This is a genomic window from Ignavibacteriales bacterium (assembly GCA_026390595.1).
Classification (GTDB): domain Bacteria; phylum Bacteroidota; class Ignavibacteria; order UBA10030; family UBA10030; genus UBA9647.
In genome coordinates this window covers 75,317-97,555 of sequence record JAPLFQ010000010.1, presented here as the reverse complement: position 1 = coordinate 97,555, position 22,239 = coordinate 75,317, and the positions used below count along the sequence as shown (strand labels likewise).

19 protein-coding genes are annotated in these 22,239 nt (G+C 49.0%); all 19 read right to left on the bottom strand.

What is annotated here, in order from left to right:
- Positions 1 to 63 precede the first annotated feature (63 nt).
- The 19 genes from NTU47_04350 to NTU47_04260 all read right to left on the bottom strand — a co-directional run bounded on the left by NTU47_04350 (position 64) and on the right by NTU47_04260 (position 22,120).
- Positions 64 to 1,059: a hypothetical protein gene (locus tag NTU47_04350; protein ID MCX6133028.1), complete on the bottom strand. Its 996-nt coding sequence runs from the start codon at positions 1,057 to 1,059 to the stop codon at positions 64 to 66.
- A complete protein-coding gene (locus NTU47_04345; GenBank protein ID MCX6133027.1) occupies positions 1,049 to 1,396 on the bottom strand; it encodes a hypothetical protein in 348 nt (115 codons plus the stop codon). The genes NTU47_04350 and NTU47_04345 overlap by 11 nt, the downstream gene beginning before the upstream one ends.
- Before the next feature lie 13 nt (positions 1,397 to 1,409).
- A complete protein-coding gene (locus NTU47_04340) occupies positions 1,410 to 3,827 on the bottom strand; it encodes a CHC2 zinc finger domain-containing protein (protein MCX6133026.1) in 2,418 nt (805 codons plus the stop codon).
- Positions 3,827 to 4,540, bottom strand: a complete 714-nt coding sequence (locus NTU47_04335) for a hypothetical protein (GenBank protein ID MCX6133025.1) — start codon at positions 4,538 to 4,540, stop codon at positions 3,827 to 3,829. Before NTU47_04335 ends, NTU47_04340 begins: the two co-directional genes overlap by 1 nt.
- A gap of 89 nt (positions 4,541 to 4,629) precedes the next feature.
- Positions 4,630 to 5,223, bottom strand: a complete 594-nt coding sequence (locus NTU47_04330; GenBank protein ID MCX6133024.1) for a hypothetical protein — start codon at positions 5,221 to 5,223, stop codon at positions 4,630 to 4,632.
- A gap of 74 nt (positions 5,224 to 5,297) precedes the next feature.
- Positions 5,298 to 5,696: a hypothetical protein gene (locus NTU47_04325; protein MCX6133023.1), complete on the bottom strand. Its 399-nt coding sequence runs from the start codon at positions 5,694 to 5,696 to the stop codon at positions 5,298 to 5,300.
- Between the two features lie 74 nt (positions 5,697 to 5,770).
- Entirely contained in the window at positions 5,771 to 6,220 is a 450-nt protein-coding gene (locus NTU47_04320; GenBank protein MCX6133022.1) for a hypothetical protein, read from the bottom strand.
- 187 nt (positions 6,221 to 6,407) lie between these two features.
- Positions 6,408 to 7,187, bottom strand: coding sequence for a hypothetical protein (locus NTU47_04315; GenBank protein MCX6133021.1), 780 nt, complete (start codon positions 7,185 to 7,187; stop codon positions 6,408 to 6,410).
- Positions 7,188 to 7,437: 250 nt separating this feature from the next.
- Positions 7,438 to 7,623, bottom strand: a complete 186-nt coding sequence (locus NTU47_04310; protein ID MCX6133020.1) for a hypothetical protein — start codon at positions 7,621 to 7,623, stop codon at positions 7,438 to 7,440.
- A 46-nt stretch (positions 7,624 to 7,669) separates the two neighbouring features.
- Positions 7,670 to 8,239, bottom strand: coding sequence for a hypothetical protein (locus NTU47_04305; GenBank protein ID MCX6133019.1), 570 nt, complete (start codon positions 8,237 to 8,239; stop codon positions 7,670 to 7,672).
- 92 nt (positions 8,240 to 8,331) lie between these two features.
- Positions 8,332 to 9,414: a phosphopantetheine-binding protein gene (locus NTU47_04300; protein ID MCX6133018.1), complete on the bottom strand. Its 1,083-nt coding sequence runs from the start codon at positions 9,412 to 9,414 to the stop codon at positions 8,332 to 8,334.
- A gap of 38 nt (positions 9,415 to 9,452) precedes the next feature.
- On the bottom strand, positions 9,453 to 10,097 hold the full coding sequence (locus NTU47_04295) for a hypothetical protein (protein MCX6133017.1): 645 nt from the start codon (positions 10,095 to 10,097) through the stop codon (positions 9,453 to 9,455).
- Positions 10,098 to 10,109: 12 nt separating this feature from the next.
- Complete coding sequence (locus NTU47_04290; protein ID MCX6133016.1) at positions 10,110 to 10,550, bottom strand: DUF488 domain-containing protein; 441 nt, start codon at positions 10,548 to 10,550, stop codon at positions 10,110 to 10,112.
- Complete coding sequence (locus NTU47_04285) at positions 10,547 to 11,176, bottom strand: DUF488 domain-containing protein (GenBank protein ID MCX6133015.1); 630 nt, start codon at positions 11,174 to 11,176, stop codon at positions 10,547 to 10,549. The genes NTU47_04290 and NTU47_04285 overlap by 4 nt, the downstream gene beginning before the upstream one ends.
- A 126-nt stretch (positions 11,177 to 11,302) precedes the next feature.
- A complete protein-coding gene (locus NTU47_04280) occupies positions 11,303 to 12,052 on the bottom strand; it encodes a hypothetical protein (protein MCX6133014.1) in 750 nt (249 codons plus the stop codon).
- A 95-nt stretch (positions 12,053 to 12,147) separates the two neighbouring features.
- On the bottom strand, positions 12,148 to 15,066 hold the full coding sequence (locus tag NTU47_04275) for a DUF499 domain-containing protein (protein MCX6133013.1): 2,919 nt from the start codon (positions 15,064 to 15,066) through the stop codon (positions 12,148 to 12,150).
- Positions 15,067 to 15,077: 11 nt separating this feature from the next.
- Entirely contained in the window at positions 15,078 to 15,653 is a 576-nt protein-coding gene (locus NTU47_04270) for a hypothetical protein (protein MCX6133012.1), read from the bottom strand.
- A 17-nt stretch (positions 15,654 to 15,670) separates the two neighbouring features.
- A complete protein-coding gene (locus NTU47_04265) occupies positions 15,671 to 18,412 on the bottom strand; it encodes a hypothetical protein (GenBank protein ID MCX6133011.1) in 2,742 nt (913 codons plus the stop codon).
- A gap of 303 nt (positions 18,413 to 18,715) precedes the next feature.
- The gene (locus NTU47_04260) at positions 18,716 to 22,120 is read right to left on the bottom strand and encodes an SNF2-related protein (GenBank protein ID MCX6133010.1); all 3,405 of its coding nucleotides are present in this window, start codon (positions 22,118 to 22,120) and stop codon (positions 18,716 to 18,718) included.
- Positions 22,121 to 22,239 lie beyond the last annotated feature (119 nt).

Sequence of the window (22,239 nt, the reverse complement as noted above, 5' to 3'; positions counted from 1 at the left end):
TCCAAATGGTCGATGAAACCGCGATGGACATGGATCGATATGATGCTCACACTACCAACAGTACTAGACTCCGCTACTGATGATGGTAGACTTTCCTACCATAGGTACTAGACCCAACTTCCCTCTGATTTCTTCGAACTTGGTCTTGTTCAGGCCGAGGACGTCGACAAATCTGGCTTTGGAGCCCGGTTGATCCACTGAGTATGAATCCAGGAAACCGATCTCCTTGCCAAACGCATAGAGATCGTTTATCGTCCCCCGCAATCTTGACCTCTGATTTGCCGATATCAGGCCTTCAAGCCGAAGCCGATGAGCAATCACTCCTGGTTGAAGCCTAACTTCGTAATCTGAGGATTCTTCGTCTCTGACCTCTTTCCGCCTTTTCATTTCCGCTTGGTATAGCAGAAACTCGAGAAAGCGTAATCGAGTCGGTGATCGTCCGTCAACCAATGTGAAGATGTCAGCTGGCTTTAGAACATAGTAACTGTCAATGTGATCCACAAGAACAGGATTGGGGACAATTCTTATCATCCGGTTCCCCTTCATCCATTCGAGTTTTATCAATGGGGCCACAGCCTCAACTCGGTGCATTTTTCGAGTGTCTTGGCCTCGGCTCTTGTCGTACGCTAAAAGATATTTCTGCTCGTCTAAGCTCCGCAGAACGTCGAGAGCGTCCCGCCTCGCTTCTGGACTGTATTCATTCTTATGCCGCTGTGTTTTCAACTTCCGAACACCATATGCGTCAAGATACTCGGTCGATTTGATCTCGAGAACCGGCAGCTCGTCATAGTAATAGTACGTGTCCGGCATGGTTGATTTGACCGGCCGTGAATTACCCTTGAAGTCTGTTCTGTCGAGCAGTTTCTGGACAGCAAAGAGAGCCCTATCCTCGGCATAGCTCAGATTGTATCCTATACTCGTGATCCCTTCTTTCTGGGCGTCAGCAAGGACGGAATTGTCAACCACAAGGTCCTTCAGATCAGGCTTGAGCGGATCTGGTGTTTGCCCAAACTTCAACGCCTCAGAATGTATGCTTACTCGAATGCATTCAGTTGGCATTTTGCACCTCCACGAATCCATGCATTCGCTCGTCGGCGGAGTATGACCCAATCTGCGTGAGTAATTTGGCCATATGTTCTTTTGTTGCCACGATCTGCTTCCGTAGGTATTCCCGCTTGTCCTTTGCTCTCAGGCGCAGATACTTCTGATTCGCATCTCGCAGCCATTTCAAACTACGCGTGTATTCCTGTTTGGTCGCGAGGATTTGCGCCTGTATAATCTTGACCAGACGATGATCCCCAGGAAGGTCGAATACTTGTGGAACAGCAGGTGCAGCTGTGGTAGCCTGCACCTGTTTTTGTTTCATTTGTTGGATTATGTTATGCACGTGTCCCATGATTTTGTTCCTTTCAGAAAAGTTGTTGAGAAGCAGTTGTCGTAACGATTCCACCCATTGGAATCATTGTGGATTTCGCACGAATGAATTTGAGTTCGATTCTGCCACGGAATGACTCCAGCTTGTTCTTGCCGAACTCCATCAAGATGATCGGTTCATCCTCAGTGGCATATTTGTCTGGATCTTTCGGAGACAGCAACCAGATCAAATCCGCGTTGTAACCGTACTTGCCAGTTTCCATGATATCGTGAATAGTTCTGGCTCCCCGACCTGCGGCTGGCTCTTCACGCCCTTGCTTGCGGAATTCTGCGGTTGCGATGACTGGAATCTTGAAGAGTTTCACCAGCTGCTTCACTTGATTAGCACGTTGAATGTTCTCTTCACGCAACGACCGGAAGTTCTCGTCCATCGGAACGTTATAGAGTCCATCGATGAAAACCACAAGTTTATCCCGATGTGGATGACTTTGGATGTCATTCTGTATTGCGCTCATCGTTAGCCATTCTGAGATCTCCTTTATGTCGAGTCTCCCTGAGGACGCCCACTGTCCCATTTCTTTGTAGGCTGTGTCGATCATCTGTTCCTCGGGTGTGCCGACTGGCTTAAAGCGGATCGAGTTGATTGCCATATCTGTCCGGTTCGCCAGGAATCGATTAATTATTGTATCCCGGCTATCATCCATCGTATAGAACAGAGAATGAACGTCTGGATTGGCTTTCAGGACATCGATGGCCAGACTGACCATGAATGCGGTCTTACCGATATTCGGATCAGCTGCTGCAATGTATAACCCTGCCTGGAGCCCACACAGCTTTGAATCGACCTCTGAGAAGGTGTTGAGCTGATAACCGATCCGTTTTCCAGCAGTCCGATTGCGATCAGCCAGTTTCTTTTCGCCAAGATATTCCGACAACGGGGTCTGTGGCGCTTGCTTTGTCTTCCGAAAATCCGCCAACAGGTCGAGAGGCGCTACGGCTACAAGTCGAGCAGCTTCCTCCGGCTCACCATTTTGGATGAGCTGCCTCACCTGTGAACCGACATTCGCGATGCCTTCCTGCAGACGCTCGGCTGCCTTTTTCTGCTGCGTGCGCTCGAACTCTTTCTCCAGGTTCTCCGGTGTCAGGCTGAGTTCTAGTGCAAGAGCCCCGACGATAGCCTCAGCTTCCAGTGCGTTCTTCAGCGAATCGGCATAGTCGAGTGCCTCATCGATTGCATGTGTTCGGCCAAGATCAGACTTGAGATCGTGCTTAGACATCAGGCGTTTCGCCATCCACTTCGAGGCACTCTCTGCGTTCGCCACCAACTTTTTGAACGCATCGATTCCATTGATCTGCACATACTCATCAGGATCTTTCTCTTTCCCCATGGTTGGCGGATCGATAACGAATACCCCGATGTCAGAATCGGCCAAACGCTGGCATATATCTTCCGTGTTTTTGTCACCTGTACCACCGTCATTGTCGAGTGCAAGGATAATTCGCCTGACCTCTTTTGACAGCAAGCCGTTGATGTACTTGTCCGAAAATGCAGCTTGCCCCAAAGCGACAATATTCGTCAGACCCAATGCCGGTAGGTACGTAGCGTCCGGATATCCCTCCACCACGACGAGATCCTCGGCTTTTCGGATCCGATTTAGACCAAATAGATCCGACTTGTCGAGTCCAGGAGTTGAATCCCACCGAATACCTGGTTTGCCCCTCAAAGTGAATCCAGCCTTCTCGTGGGCCCGTTTCATAAAACCAGTGATGACTCCATGACGGTCTCTGAACGGAATTGCTAGACGGAAATTGTCACCGTATCCGCCCTGCAGTCTGAGAGCTTCGATCTGATCCTGCATTTGAGGTGCTTTTGAGACCAGATACGCCCGGATGTCCTTGTCCGTGTCCCAATAGATGAACTCCGTATCCGCCAACTTTGTAGCATCATACCCACGATCCTTCACCAAGTAGTCCATCACCAGTTGAGCATTTGGTAAAGAGAGCTGACGTTTCCCTTCTTCGAAAATCATTTGGTACAGGACGCCTCGTTGGTGATATTCCTTTTGCTCGGGCGTCTCCTGGTCAGCGGCGGCATCCAACTGAGAGATAACGCTCTGATCGAACTGTTCAGCAATCCACCGGACGGCCTGAAACCTCCCAATGTGATTGACTAAAGCGACGAGCTCTACAATGTCTCCTGCCTCACCACAGTGAAAGCAGTGGTAGAGATTGTTAGCTGTATCCAGACTGAAGCATCGCCCACTGGTAGAGGAGTGCCCGGTTGGGCACTCCCCCTGAAGTGAACTACCTGTCTTCTGAAGATTGAGTTTCTTTGGAAGGCCTAGTCGCTCAACCACCTCCTCCAAAGTCACCCGATCTTTCAGGGATGCAATCAGCGACCCCAGCTTCGGGGTCGCCTTTCGTTTGGTATCTTTGAGATTGTAGTAATTCATTAGACACCTCCTTCAACTGCTGCAACTGCACCGGTAAGGGTTTCGGAGTTGTCATTCGCTTTACCTGCCGAGAACTCATCCATAAGGGCATGGATAATCTCGGTCTTCACGCTACTGATACCTGAGATGGTCACGTAGTGTGACGGATCGAACTTCTCGACAAACTCATCAAACGCCGATCTGAAACCCTTTACATCATCGTTGACTGCAAGAGTTGTCAGGAGGTCGAGTTCCAGAGCTCCACCATTCCTACCTTCTTTCTCTAGAATGGCTTTGGTCTTTCTGAGAAGCGCTCTTGCATCACGGCGAAGCCGGTTTTCTTCACGCACCATTTTCACCGATTTGCGTGCCACCTGGATGTTCTGTTCCACTGCCTTTCGGTAGGCTCTCTTCCATTGGAGATAGTCCCCAGATGCAATGGCCAGTTGCTCTTCGATGCCAGTACGTTTCAACCGATAACCCTCGACCTGCGCAGGATTTAGCTGAAGCTGCGTGGTCGCATTTCCTTTGCTATCCTGACGCTCGACATATTTGCGCCGGATAATGGCACGGCACTCAAGTAGCTCGGTCTTGAGACGGAGCATGCGCCTCTCGGCTCCGTCCATCGCCAACTTCAACTGGGCCACCTTTCGAGCAGGAATTGATCTGACCACGACGGTTTTGTCGGTATCAGAATCGTTGATTGTATTATCTAAAGCAGACATATTTTTCATTGCTTCGTTCCTTTCTTGGTACTTTGCTGAGAGATCCAGCTTACTCTCAGTCGTTATTGTTTGGGTGCTGGTTTTCAGAGTGAATAACTTTAATGCATGTTTGTAGTGATGGAAGGACCGGGCAATATGCCCCTTTCTTCCAAGTACTGGATTCTTCTTACTACTCCTTTCTCTATGGACTCCAGTCCGCTCAGTGTGTCAGAGAAGATCTTCTCACCAGCCGCTACAACTGCTCCCACCGTGTGACCCTTGCAGGGAATCACCGCCGCAACAAGTGAGCTGTGCTCGCAGCAATGGTCAACGAGGAGCTGGATGTCTTTCTGTTTTTCCTCGCGTTGCCGTATGAGATTTGCTGCCAGACCGAAGTGCACGCTGCGGTCGAGAAGCATTGGATCATCTGGCGAAGTGCGAGTGAGGATGACTACCTCTGCTCCCGTTTTGGTGATTTTCTGGATCGCCTGGACGTGAAAGCCGGCCCCTTTATCGGGGAATTCGACTATCGAGCCTGGGGGAAAATCGGACAGGCTGATGCTCTCAGCGTCTCTTCGATCCATCTTAATCGCTCCGCGGACAATGGGATATTCCTTCCCAGCAACTGCCACTTTTCCTTTCTCGCTGGATTTGCGTTCGTGATGATTGCCACCGTTAGCCGGTGAATCTGTATTTCCTTTTGGTTTGCTCATGGTGTTGCCCTTTATGTTTGAAATGCGCCAAGCGAATCAGCGACGCCCAGCAGTTGGTTTTGTTTGGTTGCTGATTATGCTGCGAGTTCAAGCTCCATTGTTTCGTCCAATTCGAAAATCTCTTCCTGCATGAATGCGGAGTTGGCGTCAAAATACGGCCGGCCTTTGTCGTCAGCGAAAACGACAAGTCCAACAAGCTGTTCCCAGGTAATCAGCAGAGGCTCTGCATTTTCGATGCGAGCTACGATTTCTCGTCCCGTGACTTGCACCGACATCACTGGGACTGTCTGATATCCGGAGATTGTTTGAAACCTGGTGTAAATAGGCAATTGAGCCGATTTGCGGGCCAAGAGCCTGACGAGCTTCTTTACTTCGTGAAGATGACGGCCTTGGCCAGTGGACCCGTTGGTGGAAATCAAAGTCCGACTGGGTATGTGGTTTGAACTGATATAAGAAAGCGCTGTATGTGACATAGGAACCTCCGTGTGATTGAATTGTGCCGGGCGAATCAGCTGACGCCCGGCGATTGGTTTTGTTTGGTTGCTGATTATGCTGCTAGTGCAAATCGGTACGCACGTTTGCGTGAAGCCATTCTCCTTGCTTCCCACCAGGCCTCACGAGCATCATCCTCCGACATATACTCATGCTGATGCTTGAAGCGGATAAGGAGCATTTGATCTGAGTTTTCCTCAAGCTCAGAGAAAATGGTTGCGGCGATGTCGCTGCCGTTGGATATTTCAGCCAGGAACACTGGCTTGCCATTACCGTCGACGAAAGTGACTATGTCCAGCAATTCGTCCCAAGCAATCTGGGATGGTGCGCCGTTCGAGGTGTGGACCGTGATCCCAGAGTTTGAGACTTCAATAGAAGTCACCGGAACTGTCAGGTACAAGTCTGTTTTCTGGAACCGGGTATATACTGGGAGCTGAATGAAGCTAGATGTGAGAATCTGGTTAAGGCTGATCGCCTTGGACTGGCAACTGGTGATCTGGTTCATGATATCCTCTGAAGTAGTGGTGTGTAGTTTTGCGCGTTATCGCGCTCACTAGAAGAGAGGATATTCAGGGATGGGTGTGCGGAAGGGGCGAACTGGTCAATACAAACAAAAAACGCCAACCGGGAGGCTGGCGTTCTATTCAACAGCTATTCAATGTGGTGTTTCAGCGGCTATTCATCCAGCCCTTTCACGGGAACAGTAGCTTGGCTAGTAGAGTTCTCAGCTTGAACAACGGTTCTCTCTCGAGATCTCCAGGAATAATATCAGGGCGTTCGTTAACTATCGCACGAATGAGCTGAGGTCTGGTCATTTCATCAATAAGGTCCTTAGCATCAATCTTGTCATCGATGTCATAGGAGTCGATTTCCTCGATACTCGCAACATTCACCAAGTCAACATCATCGCGTTTATTGGTTTCAGTCACCTCCTTAAGCTTGAGCAACTTGTCATCAGCGTCATTTGCTGCTTTCACCATCAGGTCTTTTCGGTCGTTAGCCTTCTTCAATTCCTTCACTTCTTCATCGACTCTTTGATTGCCAAGCTCACGCACTTCGAGCCAGAAGCTTTTTCGTTTGTAAGCTCTATGCCAGGTGGGCTGCGACACAGGAGTGCCAGATTCCAACTCAGGGGTAGAGGGGAGTGATTTCCCACTTTGCGAACAATACTCCAAATACATCAAAGCGAGTTCCTGATTAGAATACTTGGCAACCTTTCGACGAGCACCTTGTGGTAATTCACCATATTGGTTTTTGAATTCCTTGCTGAAATTCTCAAGTTCTTGGCCGAGGGTTACCTTCAAGCTCTCGACGGCAGGCTTGACTGTTGAATCGGGTGGGTATTGAGCGGCAATCTCACCGAGCTGATCGATCCATTGTGAAAGCTCTTCGAACTCGTTTAAGTTCCGAAAGTAATGGTTCTTGTCTCCTTTCTGGAACTTGATCCCTCTCGCTCTTTGCCCCAGCATCATCCTGTTATGCAAGAAGTTGTTAAGGTCCGAAAGTTTGGAGGTCTTGCGGTTTTCGGTGACTTTGCCAAATGAGCTAGAGGGCGGGCCCTCAAAGAATGTGATTGTCTTTCTCCGGAGTCCGCGTAAGCCGAGAGTCATTTTTTCAATCCGCGTCTAGATTTGTTCAGGATGAAAGGTCAAGCGAGGGGACTAGGCGGATGGTTTGACCTTTTTCGAATTGCTACTTGCCTACCACCATTCGCCTGGATGTTCATTCTTCCGCAAACTTCTTTATCGAATCAAAATACTTCACGATCGCTTTCGCTTTATTCTTTCCAAACGACATCCAATGCCAGGTGGTATCGGGATTTGGCTTGTCGACGGTTGGGATGCGTATGATCGGCTTGCCCTGATATTCACCAAACGTAGGCCCTACTTCCTTTTGCTCTTCTTCCATTGTTGCCTCATTGATGTTTCAGTAGTCTGTTATTTGTCGAGAATCATCACCGATACGGGTAGCAGCCTTGATCAATCCAAGACCAGAGAGCCATCTTGTCTCCAGTCAGTTCTGTAAACACGGAATCACGTTCCTCGTCAACCGTCTCTTTCTCATCGAATCGACTCAACCAAAGGGATTCAAATAGGCCGTTGCGCCCTCCAAGTCCTTTGGTAATCGCCGTAACCACTTCTTCCCGAACGCTTGACGCCAGAACCCGGATCAAATCATCGGAGGCATAATCCTCGATATCATTGTCATCGATATCCTTCGAGCGACCGATTAGAACTCCGAGGATAAAATCCGAAAAGCCAAGATCTGCAATCCACGCGGAATAGTCCGACTCACATTCTTCCTCACGTCCCACCTTGCAGAAATCAAGATATATGTCGCAAAGAGAAATGAAACGAAGACCAACTTTATGACGCTCTAGCTCAGTCGAGTATTCTGCCAGACCCGCGTCTAAGATGGCAACCCAAGCCCTTTCAGCCCATCGCTGCTCAGCTCCTCCGACCCAGACATTAAGGGCGTTCTGGGCAACCGGGCCGACATCTTCCCAAGTCATCACTTCAGGCATTGCGATGTCTCTTCATGGTTGGCATATCCGTATCTTCTGCAGAGGAGCACAGGGCAGAATCAAACCACACCCTAACTCCACATTCTCGACCTTCAGTGTTCGTTGGTTTGGTGCCTTCCTTGTTCGCGATCTTTGACCGTGAAGATTCTCGCCATTAGAGTCATGTCGCTTTTTCGATAGAGCGATGATGCAGACTTCACTTTCCCATCCGCTACGCTGTCATGGCTATTGAGTCGGAATATGATCGAGTCCTCAATATTGCAGTTCGCAAAATAGTGAACGTCACGACAACTCGTCGAATAATCTGTTTCCCACCTTGATGACCCATGGCCACCGTTGAAGTACTTAGATTCACAAAAGTCAGCGATCACGGGATAAGATGCGAAGTAGAGCAAACCCACACCATTGAGGTCATAATAAGGATTCAGAGTGTATTCGCGCTCGTAGATATAGTCATCGCCAACTCTAAATGAATGACCAGCAATATCGATCTGATCCGATAGTCCTTTCTTGATCAAACGGTACTCATTCAGGAACTCCGGGGTCGTAGCATATTCAGGTATCCCTCTGATCTGCTCGGATGGCTGACACTTCAACAATTTCGTGTTGTCAGTCATTTCCCTTGACGCAAAACAAGTCATGAGTCTGGCTTCTAGAGCAATTCGGGTATTCTTTAGCGCTGCCTCAGATACGAAAGTACCTTTGCCGAAACGTCGAATAGCCGCATCGATCGTGATTTCGTCATTCTCCTTGTAGGCGCTAAGCGAAGCTGAGCAGAATTGGATACGTGCGAATGTGGCATAGAGCCTGTTGCCATCCTCGTCAACTACTTCGCTGGAACATTTGCCCAATCCTCGAAACAGAAGGTCCCAGTGTATATCCCCCAATTCTTTGAATAGCCAATTTTCCGACAAGCCCGATATGGCCATCTGGGGCATGTTGATCGAATATTTCCTGGCAAGAGAAGGTGGTTGATCAATATGTTGAGAAATCTCTCGGTGAGATCCCATCTGCTCGCAATACTGGATTGCCTCCCCAATCGAATCGAACCCGAACCAATCCCCGTCAGGAATCTCCAGCCCAAAATCCTTTTCCAACGTAACCCTCACAACCACCAAATCGAGACTATCCAGGCCAGTTTGACGGACAGGACTATCAATATCCTGAAGCTGCATTTTGGGAACAACCTCCAAAATTCGCTCCCGACAGTTGTTTACCATATTATTGCGGCGACCAGTTTAGAGTACCACCCTTGATGAAGGACCCCAAGGGACAGAGTAATGAATAGTTCACGAACACCTGTCAGAACATCCGGATTTAATTTGTACTTATGCAGGAATTGTGGATCCGTCACTGGCAGGTCGTAGGTATGTTCGTAATACTTGAAGACAAGCCTGACCTGAGCTCGTCCAGGAGAATCTGAATATGTTCGCTCGATAACCTCGTAAACTGATAGTTTGACGAACATCAGTGAATGTGAAAGAGTGGTTATGGCGTCAGGTGCTACCGCCTTCCCGTAGTTTCCAAATATCTTAGTCTGGTCTGAACATAGGTTATTGAGCAGCGTTTTATTGAAGACGCCAGTTCTTTCCAGCGATTTTTCATCGAAGTAGACATTCTCTGACTGATATCCATTGTTCAGCCTCTGCGTGACCTGCACGCCAAGAATATCCAGAACGTTCAGCCCCTGTACCAGACCTGTAGGAACCTGACCGTGTTGAGTGTTGCAAATCGGTCTGATCCATTTCGGCCTCCCACGATCCCTGACCGCATTATAGTGATTATCAATCTCAATCCCTGCTAGACAACGCCCTCCCTCCTTGTATGAATTCGCGAGACAAACAAACTTAGTAGGCATGCGGGTGGTTACTCACTTTAGGTGAACTATTTCGATATCATTGCGAAGGGACTGAAGATACTCTGCGAGCAATCTTCTATGACACTTGTCCGGTTCATGCTCGCTACACAGCAGGCAACTCTTATCCAACCCCTCGAATACCATCTTGCCCGCAATGTCTCTTGTTTTCAACAGCTTGAGGTATTGTTCCTCATAATTGGCCCAAGTCATCTCTTTTGCACGATAACCCGAGAGTAGTTCTTTCGTTGGGGCGAGGTCTATCCTATGCTCATAATTGATGTCTCCAATCTGTGAAAGGAAGAACTGAAGATCGGATCCTTTCGAAAAACCGGCGAGTTGTGACACATTGTTTAAGCGGGTATCAATAACTTTCCTGACACCGTTCTTGGTCAGAAGGCCAAAAAATTTCTCTGCTGATTTGTTTGTAAATCCGATAGTGAACAGTTTGATCATGCTCCCTCTTCAGTTTCTTTGTCGAATGGAGAAAATGCGATGTCCTTGTTCCGCAGCCTATACGCAACCGCCAATTGTTGATCAAGGGTAACATCTGGTTCGAATATATCGGGCTTCGGGATTTTCTTGTCGTATTTCTTGAGCAGTTGGTTCTCCAATTGAGCGTTACGTTTTGTAGTCTTGTCTTTCAATATGTGAATGACGTCAAACCCCTCCCGATCCAAGGCTATTGACACCATAGAAAATCGGTGACAATCGAATGGCTCTGCCTCAGAGCACATCAAAGCAATGATGTATCCTTTATCTACCCCTTGCTTTATCCTCACTACACCACGCTTGAATGCCTCTGTCTCCCTTACCTTGTCAAAATCGACTTTCCCATCTTCATCGAGGAGTTCGGGTTCAGAATGTCTGGCACCGAATTCCTCGGCAAAGTGCATATAAATGATACTGTGTTCATCCAAGAAATGTGATAGGATGTCCTTATTGTACTGCGGGTTGTATGAGCTTGCTGCAACACTCCTCACATCAACGAGACAATTGATGGAATGAGCTTGCAGAAGCTCTAGAAAATACTCCAAGGTGTGAGTCGAGTGTCCTACAGTGAATATCGTCGGTTTATCCAATTAGAATCTCGCCATATTAGAGACGGCACTTAATCAACACAGCTGGTTCAACATAGTAACGCGTTAGATTGACAACCAAGATAGAATTGGCATCACAAGGAGAAACTCCTCGACATTGAACCCATTCTAACCAAACAAAAGGCTGAAAGCATCTTTGTTCACAGAATAGAGCTTATCCGCAAACTCGTTTACCCAAAACATGTCCGGATTGTACTTCTGGGCTCGTGTTCGAATGGTGAAATTCGGATTCTGGATATCGGGTGTGAATAGAACCAAGCCAACGCCAAACAACAAGCATAGCGCTTCAAGTCTGTCGAGATCTGCCGGACTCAAAGTGACCGGTTCCACGATATAAACCTTCGAACTGAACAATCTATAAGCTATCGCCTGACCAAATGCCGTAGTCGGGTCCTGCGCCGACACTTTGATTTCGGCCGAAAGAACCTCAGGATCGAATTGTACGACATCCCGCTTTCTCGGGCGATAGACACCTATCACATCTGGTGTTCCCCATTTCTTGCTCAGAGAATTGCCACCAAAGGCAACGGCTTCGGTACATTCACCGAGCTCATTTTTGATCCACTCAGCAAATGGCGCGTAGAAGTTTTCTTCCTTTACGCTGGCCGGGACGACAACCTCTTCGACCACCTCATCAGTTTCTTTCCCCTTGTATTTCCAGAGACCTCGTGCAGGTTTGTATACTTGATCGGGTGCTACCAAGTCCAAATTCCAAGTACTGCCTGCGATAGTCTTTGGCACAATGTCCGGCAATGCCTTTTGCAACCCTTTGAGGAGTTCCGTCCAGCGAAGGCCTTCAGGATTGGCCTTCAGCAATTCTATGGCTTTCTTTCTGATTGACTCGCGCTTGCTCGGCATAGGGTCTTATCTCCACAAGAATGTGATGGACATTGGCTAATGTAGTCAGGAGCAGACTATTTACAGAGCATGATCTAGGTTTTGGTGACGAGACCTTATTCGACCGTCAGCTTGTCATCGAGCCCAATTTCACGCAAGGCCACTTTGGTCTCTTCTACCTGTTGCGTAGAAACCCCTCCCTCAGGAGCCACATCGAAATTGACGGAAAGTTTTAGTCCTTTTCCAGACACGAACTTTGCCAATATTTTGGTATAGAAGTTCATCCACTTTTGCGGAGGTACTTCTCCGGACCAGCGGAGTGTAGCCACGCCGGTAGCCGGCGGCGGCTGTGGAGGGGGAGTCTCCTCCTTCGAGACGACAACCTGTGCTGTCGCGGAGACCACCCCACAAGACACCGTGATCAAATAGTTACCTTCTTTTTCCCCTGCCTCGAAAACTTCATTCTCGATAAAGCGGCCACCCGTTGCCTTCCAGGACGACTGCGTCAATTTTAAATCGTTTCCGTGCTGGTCAATTCCTTTTGCCGAGAACGCTTGCTGCACTCCCGGCTTTAGGTGAGCATAGGCTGGCAGGATTTGAATGGAAACTAGTTTTGGCGGTTCAAGGTGCTTCTCTGCTTCTGTTCCAGTGATGATGAACATCTGATCAGATACATCTACCTCCGTGCTGCTCATAGCCTTCTTGAAGAAGAATGGATCATACTTGCCGCTAGGGTCCTTTCCAACGTATGCGAGATAGCCATTCTCAACACCCTTGGTTATGGATTCCCTAATGGCTTCTGAATTCAAGAGGCGAGGAAACTGTGGTGATGCAAAGAATGCATCCCTAGCAGACTTGGTGCTCCACTCTTTGAACGCGCCAGGCCAATTCTTCACAAGAAATGTTGGACTGACATCCTTGACGATTTCATCATCCTGTCGCAGGCGATTAATCACATAAGACATAATGGACTCTGAGGCGCTTGAGTTGATCATTCCAAGATCGATGAAACGAATCTGATTATCTTTCCCAAGCAAATACAGATTCTTGTAGGTCCTCCAAGCGCTCTCTCGAAGGTCGCGCAACGCTTTCTTCAGATTCTCAGATAGTTGACGCGTTTGTGATTCGTCGAGTTGAAGTTCTTGAGCTTCTACTTGAATGTCTTCCCAAGCAAGGGTCTTACGGGCATCCTCTTTCATAAGATCCCCAGATTCCGGAACACACCAAATCAACGCGCTCTTAAATGTGCGTGCAGAAGTCCCGCAATCCCGGGTCATTGCCTCAATCATAGGAACTGTCCCAGGTTCCGTCCTTGACTGATCTGCGGAAAGAATTACGAATGTGATGATTGGCCTGTCCGAAATTTGTCCGCTCTTTTCCGGAAAGAATATTCTTTCGACACCCGCGGCAGGGGGGAAAGCTTTCTGAACTTCGGCCTTTACTCTCTCGTCAATACGTGAAGATTGAATGCTCGCCCTTCTATCTGCTAGTAGCTTATTGAGATTGGGCGTGAGACCGTAGCGATATCGGTTTTTGTCGACATTGAGAAAATAGCTCGTCTCCGTTAGTGCTTCGAGGATTGTTTCAACATTGCCGATGTCAAGATCTGGGTCCGCTACATCTAACCTAATCTCCGGAATCGTGGCTTCCGTCCTCGCCTGCCCTCCGTTGGACTCAAAAAAGATTGCTGTCGAGGCTTTGCGATGTAATCTGGCGTCTTTGATGGTTTGGACGGCCTCTTCGTCCAGACGCGAGGCATGCGATGAGCTCTTTCCGACAATATCCGTAGTTACAGAGACTTCAAGTCGCGATTCACCGAGCTGTTCGAAAATTGCTGCGCGGAAAATCGGATCATCGAGGGGAGCCGTCCCCAGGCTGATCAAAGGATCTTTGTGTGCCCCTTTGTAGCCTTCGCTATAGGCTTTTGAGACCCAGAGTGCCAGAAGGCGAAGAACACCTCGTGTGCGTTGGAATCTCGGCAATGCTTGCCATTTGCGCTCGAAGACAGAAATTACCGTAGGATGAAATGGATATGTCGCTGCAAATTCATCTCGGATCTTTCCTTTTGCGAAATCATCCGGCAACTGCTTTTTGTGGGCACTAATCCATTCAACGTATGCTGCAATTGTCTTGTTCGCATCCTCGGGTAGACCGTGCCATTCGAACAATCGGCGTCGGATAATTTCCGATGTCTCAGTTTCAGCAGACATGAAGACTGCCTTCCCTAACCGATTCAAAACGTTTTTGAACCGCTCATGATCTGATTGATCCTCGGGAGTCATCTCGATTTCAGACTTTGGTATTGAAACAACCAAAACCAGATTGGACCGACCACGTGCTTCTTCTGATAGGTTTTGGAGGAAGGTGAAGAGCTGGGCCGACAGGCCGGATTTTCGATTTCGCCCCACATAGTTGAGCACCTCATCGAAAAGGATTAGACAGGGCTTGTCTTTCGGCAAAAACAATCGAATTACATCCCCAGCTGGAGCAATCAACTGCTTTTCGTGTTCAGCAAGGACAGCCAATGCATCTGCACCTCCCAATTGAAAGGCAATCTCTCCCCACGGCGTTTTCCGAAGAGGGTTCCCATCTTTTCCACCCCTTCCGGTCAGGGAGTCGAATTCAGTTCCAACAAATACCGCAGTAGCGGCCTTTGGGATATCTGGCATCCCCGATTTCTCAATGATTTGTTTAACGCCGGGCCACTCCTTTGAAGCGGGGCCATGGGCAGCTAGATGATATAGAAGTGTGAGAGCGTGCGTTTTGCCACCCCCAAACTGTGTTGCCAGATTAAACACAGCCGACGTTTCCGTTCTCTCACCATTGAGACGTCGAACCACTTCTGCGGCCAGTCCCGCCAAGTTTTGTGTCAGGTAAGTGCGCTCAAAGAACTCCTTGGGATTCTGATACACATCGGGAGCACGTCCATCACGCACCTGGTCAAGGTGGACCGCAAACTCTGCTGCATCCAGAGGCTTGCCTTCTCTGAGGTCTGAGCGAGGCTTCACAACATCGTACCATGGTCTTAGTTTCATGACGTGCTTTCCTACATTAAGCTGAGAGAAGATGTATTGGCATCTAATATCCACCACTTAAAATATCCATATGGAAAGATCTCTGCGTCGCCTCTGTGACCCACCACGAGCACTGTTTCTCCGCTAAATCCTGCTCGGTCGGTCAATGCCATGGATCCGACAACTTTTTCTTTGAGATGTGAAATGAGTGAAGGGATTTCCGATACCTGATCACGGTAGCAGAACACCAAGCGGAAATCAGCTCTTATGCACATGACCTTCCAAAGTGAATATGCAATCTTGTCTTCATCACGACTGTTTTCTAGCTCAGCTACCGCCACGGGAAATGCCCAGTGCTTGTCGCTCCTCCGAAAGGCGACTACATCCAGTGAAAGATACTCACTCCTCGCTACTGGCAATATGGTTGCTTTATTACCTTTTGCGCTCGCCTCCCACCCCATGCCTTGGAATGATTTCACAACGGCGGTTGTCAAACCTCTCGTCCAGTCAGTCAGATTGCCCGAAGTTGCGGCGACTCGCAGGAGATCCTGAAGGTTATCGCCTTTCACGACTTCCGTAAATACATTTCGCCAATCATTGGAGAACATAGCGCCGATTCGAATGATTAGAAACCGAGTCCTTTTTTTCGCGCCATCACACCATCAACCCAACGTTTCTCGTCGCTGGCTTTTGGATAGAGCGCTGATAACGCTTGGCCAAGTTTCCAGAATCGTTGATCCTTGCCCAATCCATCATCAACAAGCAGGCGCTTCATTGCATCTCCCCTTCCCGTTGCGAAGAGGATCATGCATTTATGTAAATTGTCGAGTACAGTTCCTTGGGCGTCCACACTTCGCCCTAATGAGAGCTTTGGCTTGGACTCCTCCGCTTGCTTTAGGAGACCGAACAAATCACCTTGGTCGGCTGTTTTCTTCTTCTGAGAGCCAGCCTCCAAAGCGTTTACTCCAAAAAGATATGATGCTCGTTCAGCAACCGGCAAAAGCCGTGCGTTTTCTCCCTTCACTTCAATCAAGGAGACGAGCTTTTCAAGATGGGCACCAAGTCCTTGCGCTATCTTCCTCGCAGCGTCATATTCTAAGAAATAGCCTGATAAGCTTGTCTTGATTCCTTCAGATTCATCGTCATTCTCGCTCGCTTCTTCATCATCGTCGAGCGCAATACTCACATCCCCGCGCAACGTCCACAGCCACATTGCAGTGAGTCGAGCATCCTCTTCGAAACCTGTGACATCGGCATCTGTGAATATCATGGTGAGCGCTTCTTTGGCAACTGCTGCCCAAACGTTTTCTAGGTATTCTCCCAGAGTCACAACATCACCACTGGTTTTCTCGACTCGAGCATACCGGGAGAAAATTTCTAGCGCTGGACCCAAACATGCAAAAATCGCATCTGCACCGACGACACCTTCCTCGGCTAATCGAGGCATCCACGTATGGATGCGGCCAGGTAACTCACTCAAGACATCACGCCAATTTCCGATGTCATTGGCAAAGTTGGCACCATTCATTGTCTCACGAGGACGACAAACTAGATGAATTGACGACGCAAGCGCTGCAGAATCGCGGGCGCGGAGCCGCGTTGCGAGTTCTGTGTCAATTGGCCAGGAGCCCGTAATCGTCCAGCCCGCGTCGATCATTGCCTGAAGCTGCGCCTCCCAGCCCGAGGTCGATTTGTGTGCAAAAACGACGAGACCAATTCCATTCTGGGCAAGAATGCGCCGGGCTTCGGTCATTGCCATCCTCATCGTTCGTACAAAGAAGGCAGTGTCCTTACCCTTCACTTCGTCGACGATACATTCGTCATCTTTTGGTGTGAGCTGTTCATGCCAGAAACCCGGACAACTTCTCTTCAACCAAACATAAAAGAAATCTGCTAGATCAGCATAAGGGACAGCATCATAGTAGGGTGGATCTGTAACTAGCGCGTGAGCAGATCCGTCTGGTAATGAGTGCGACTGCGCCGAGTCTTGCGACGCCGTTCCAGGGCTGGCGTCAAAATTCGCCACCTCAAGGGCTGAGACTATGCAGTCCACTGTAGATTGCCAATCGCCGACCGACCCGCCAAAAGGGTTGATCTCACAAAAATCCCACACAATTGGTATTGCCTGGCGCGCATAAAGGTGTTGCATTTTTTGTCCGGATGGATTCCATGAGCAGCCGGAGTTTAAGTGGTCGCTTTCCCTACTCACGGCAAGGGCCAGTGTAGTCTGAACAACGTCTCCAAACGAACGATCACTCTCGCGCACCTTGTCACCAACCTTCCGAACCTCTTGCGCCAGAAGCCCCAGTGTAAGTAGTTGACGACTAGCGAACAAGTCAGCGAACGTGTCCATTCCATAATGGCGTTGCGAAAACGCTCTGCCTGCTCCGCTGCCACCGCCCTGAGGTGTGGGTTCTTCGGGTGTAAAACTTAGGACACTTTTTGAGTGTGATATGACCGTTCTCAGTTTGATCTCAGCAGCGTCTATAGATCGAAAGTCATTCGAATTGGGAAGCCTAAAAGTCCGCCCTGCTTTTTCCTCTTGCGTCGTGACCACTACCATCAGTCTTGCACTGTTAGCACCGCCCTTTTTTGCCTTAAGCTGCACCCTAACACGAGTTACAGGCGTCGTGAATCCACAGCATGGGCATGTCGCGGACCCACGCTTAACTGTGCCATCAAGTTTCGGATCCTTGATTCTTGTATTGGAACTATTCTGATCAGCCCAAACATTTCCTTTCTTGACTATGATTTGAAAATCAACTTGCTTCGCTCTTGGCTTTGGCACAAGTTGTAGTGCTACGGATCGATCCTTTTTTTTGGCCAGCCAAAGCGATCGGATCAGCGGCACTTCCGCACCACAACCCGGGCCCTCGCATTTGATCGTGCGAGCCCAAAGATAGGCGATGGGAGTTGCCCCGTCATAGTCTTTTGGGTAGAACTTGGCGAGTTCCTTCTCGGCTTCCTTGTAGATCCACTCGCCCCACTTGCGAACCTCGTCGACGAGGCGTTGACCGTACTTCGGGACATATTCAAGAACTACCCTGTTGAGGAGAACGGGGATCGGATTCAGATCGCTTGCAAATGCATCTGCGCCAACCCTTAGAGCTTCAAGAGGAATCGAACCTCCACCAGCGAATGGATCCACTATCAACGGTCTAGTGCCAAGTGAACCACCAAGAGCCTCATGCGCAGATTGCGTGAGCGCACGACTTGTGCCAAGGTATTCGTTCTTCCTCGAGTTGTCCCAGTTCGCAAAGTCGGCGATGAAATCAAGCAAGGCTTGACGCAGCTCCATCGGATCATCGAACCGAGCAGGTTTTTGTCGAGCCTGCTCAAACCGTTTGCGACTTTCGCCACTCAGCAAAGCCTGTCTCTCATGAGAAGTCCACGCAAGCATTTCCGTTTTTGCTTTGGATATGAACGCGACTGGACATCCCTCACTCGCTGGATCGGGCCAGAGGGCTGCACATATTACGGCTCGACAAGCGGCCAACGGTCGCCGCGCCCACCATAGGTGCAGTGAAGTAATAGTTCCAATGTATTTTTCCCGTCGGGCGTGGATAGATATCCGCTTTATTGGAAGGTCGACCTCAATTAATCGTCTGCAGTATTCCACGCTTCTATCCAATTCATTCTATCAGTGTGTGTCGCGAGCCCGCGAGTCTGGTTACTCGAATAATTCCCTTGGCCCGATATGATATTGCTCAATCTGCATAATTGGTTGCCAGTTCAATCGCGCCGGATTCTCGATGACATGGAGCTCTGGCGAAGCCGCACAATTGAACACTACATACAGAAAAAAATCGCTCTTAAGGCGTTCAGCAGTCTTGTACTCATTGGCAGTTAGTAGAACTTCACCTACGCCGGAGCGCCCTTTCACTTCGATGAATCGTACTTCAATTGCTGTTTGTGGGTCTTCCGGGTGGGGTCGCCTTGAAATTAGGTCAAAGCCTCGGTTGTCTTTCTCTACACTCTCGACAATCCAACCGCGCGTTTCTTCATACTTAATTGCCTCTTGAACCGCTCTCCTTTCCACATCATCATCCCTCACCATCGGAGCAAGCTCGGGTGACAATCGATCAGGGTGGGGCAGTATCCATGCCCGTCCCTGATGGACAATATCGCTTATGGCACAATGTCTCTCTTTCTCCAACTCTTCTCGCCGCCTCTCCAATCTACCGTTCAACTCGTCCAACCAATTTTCAACTGTCTTGATGTTGGCCGACATCAAAGGTGATGCATCTCCATCCTGTTGCCTTTGCACCAACTCAGCGAGGCGGAGATTCTGACGGTTTATGAGTTCGTTCAAACTGATCTCGATGTGCCTTGCGATTACGTCGGTCTCCTTTCGACGCTGTTCAGATACCTCATTTAACAAAGGATACAAAGCCTTTTCCACGAGCGTTGCTTCAACTGTGCTAATATCCGGCAGGGTTGAGTCAGTTGGAACAGAGTAGCCAGGCAACGCGGGAATGAGGTCAAGGAGCAGGGTTGGCTGCCGAATATCAGAAACACCCGCGCTCGATTCGACTGCAAACAAACGCTTATGGAGCACATTGCCGCGTCCATCTCGAATAGCTGCAGAGAGTATATCCAAGCAGGCCGGTTTAGATCGGTTCAAATCGAAAAACACAGCCCCCTTCTTCAGATCGGGCAGAACTCTACCCAGCAGATCCTCACGGACAGTCTCAAAAAGAGGATGCCCCGGGGTGATCCAATCGAGAGTCGGATCGGCAATCAACTTCTCCTTATCGAATGCAATTGTCTTGTACTCTCTCCCAAGCTTCCCAAACCGTGGTTCAAGCAACTCTCCGGTTGGCCACAGAGTTCGCGGAACGCGACCTATTCTGTAAACATGGGACCCTTTGCTTGATTCCTTTGGGTGGATTCCCGAGTGAGGAGCCGATTTTACAAAGAAATCCTCGATGACTTCCGGAACTAACCTGCGTTCTTTTGCCTCTGCAGATCTTCCGATAATAGCTGATAGATTCAACTCTCTTTTAGCCAGTCCTTCGAGAGTAGAATTCGTTATGTTGCGGAACCGATTCGGGTCAACCTGATCAACGATACGACTTTTAATCACCTCTTCAGTCAAATTGCGGGAGTACATCTCTCGCAACATCTTTTCCAATTGGTTCGCTGGAAAAACATCGCCCAAAACATTGAAGATCTTACCTGTTTTCTTAGGATCTAGGTCATCTTCAATATTCTTCAACCTTTCAAACAACTTCTGAAGAACACGCCCTTCTCTTGTGTTCGTGGATACAAAATTGAATATCAGACAGTCTTTCTCCTGGCCATATCTATGGATTCGCCCCATCCGCTGTTCGAGGCGCACAGGGTTCCACGGAATATCATAGTTAATCATGAACCAGCAAAACTGCAGGTTAATCCCCTCGCCGGCAGCCTCTGTTGCTACCATCACCTGGCACTGTTCCTTAAACTCTCTCTCTGCGTATATGCGGGAACCCGGCGTATCTCGATCACCGATCTTCAGCCCGCCGTGGATTTGTGTGACTGACAAGCCCCACTCCTGAAGCTTTCCAACCAGATAGTCCAGCGTGTCCTTGTGCTCAGTGAAAATGAGGACCTTCATCTTCGGATCCTTGAAGACCCCGTTTTCAGAAATAACCTCTTTCAACTTTACGAGCTTTGATTCAACTTCTTTCTTTTCGAGAATCCTCGCTTGGTCGATAAGCAATCCCAATTGCAGAATTTCTTCCCTCAATTCATTAGGATCGATGGAGGCGACCACGTCTTCGAGTTGAGCCACAATTTCTTGCTGCTCTTCCTCAGGCAAATCATCAAAATCTTCCGGCAAACGCTTCGCGACGAGTTCTCTTTTGTATTCTTCCGGATCTGCGAGAATCCTCTCTCGTTTGGATTTCATCCGTTCGAGAGTCTTTCTTACGGCAGATATGCTGGAAGCGAACCGTCGCTGGAGCATAGCCATGGTGAAGCCAAGAGCTCGCCCCCTGGAAGTATCATCCGCAGCAGCTTTAATAGACTGGTCCTCTACGTACCTTGTAAGCGCATCATAGAATTCCCACTCATCGTTGTTGATCTGGAATTCTGTTGTCTGGACAAACCGTTTGGTAAAAAGGGTCTTCACTTCCCCAGTATCCGGATTGGGGAAGCTGACTAGCGCTTCTTTTACCCGACGCAGATAGAACGGGGCGGAATTGCGACGCATCGCCTCTTCTAGACTCTTGACATCTCCATAGACATCCTTGTCGAGGAGTTCGAGGAACAAACAGAAGTTTTCGGGATCGCCCTTGTGCGGAGTGGCCGTCATCAGCAGAAAATGGTCGGTCATCTGGGACAACGATTCGCCCAACTGATACGCGAGCGTTTTCTTGTCCGAACTGTATGCGCTCATCTTGTGGGCTTCATCAACGATGATGAGGTCCCAGTGGCTACGCAGAAGGCTCTCACGAGCATCATCTATGCGGGACACCCATGAGACAGATGTAATGACTTGATTTCTTTCTTGCCAGGGATTGCTGCCGTAGTTAGCCCTAAGAACATCACTCCGTATGACTTCAAAATTCTCACGGAATTTATCTTTGAGTTCCCGTTGCCATTGAAAGGAAAGATTGGCAGGAGTGACGATGAGAGTCCGCTTCACGAGTCCCCTGATCTTCAATTCCTTGATCAAAAGACCTGCCATAATTGTCTTGCCCGCACCTGGATCGTCAGCGAGAAGAAACCGGATCCTGGGAAGCTTGATGAAATAATCGTAAACGGCCTCCAGCTGATGAGGCAAGGGATCCACCCGTGCAATCGAAAGTGTGAAGTAGGGATCATACTCATACGCCAAGCCAAGCCGCAGAGCTTCGACACCCAAACGAAACTTGTTCGGGTCACCGTCGAAGGGTTGTCTTTCGGGGCTAACGTCCAGTTTACTGATCTGAGCATCGTTGAAAACATATTCGCGGACGAGCCCACTAGTAAGACCTTTTCCTATGATTTTTTGGTTCCCGCCCAAGGGAATCACAGCAATGACCTGGACAGCCTCGGGAAATGCTGGGCCCTTCAAAATCATATTAGGTTTTATCACTTCACTTGGCATTTATTTTCACTAGTTGCCTGAGAATAGGCACACATTCGATTACAAGCGCCACTCGAACGCAATCTGATCAGCTGTTTGGCGTAGAACGGTCTCTAAGGAATGAACAGCCTGTCGGTGTC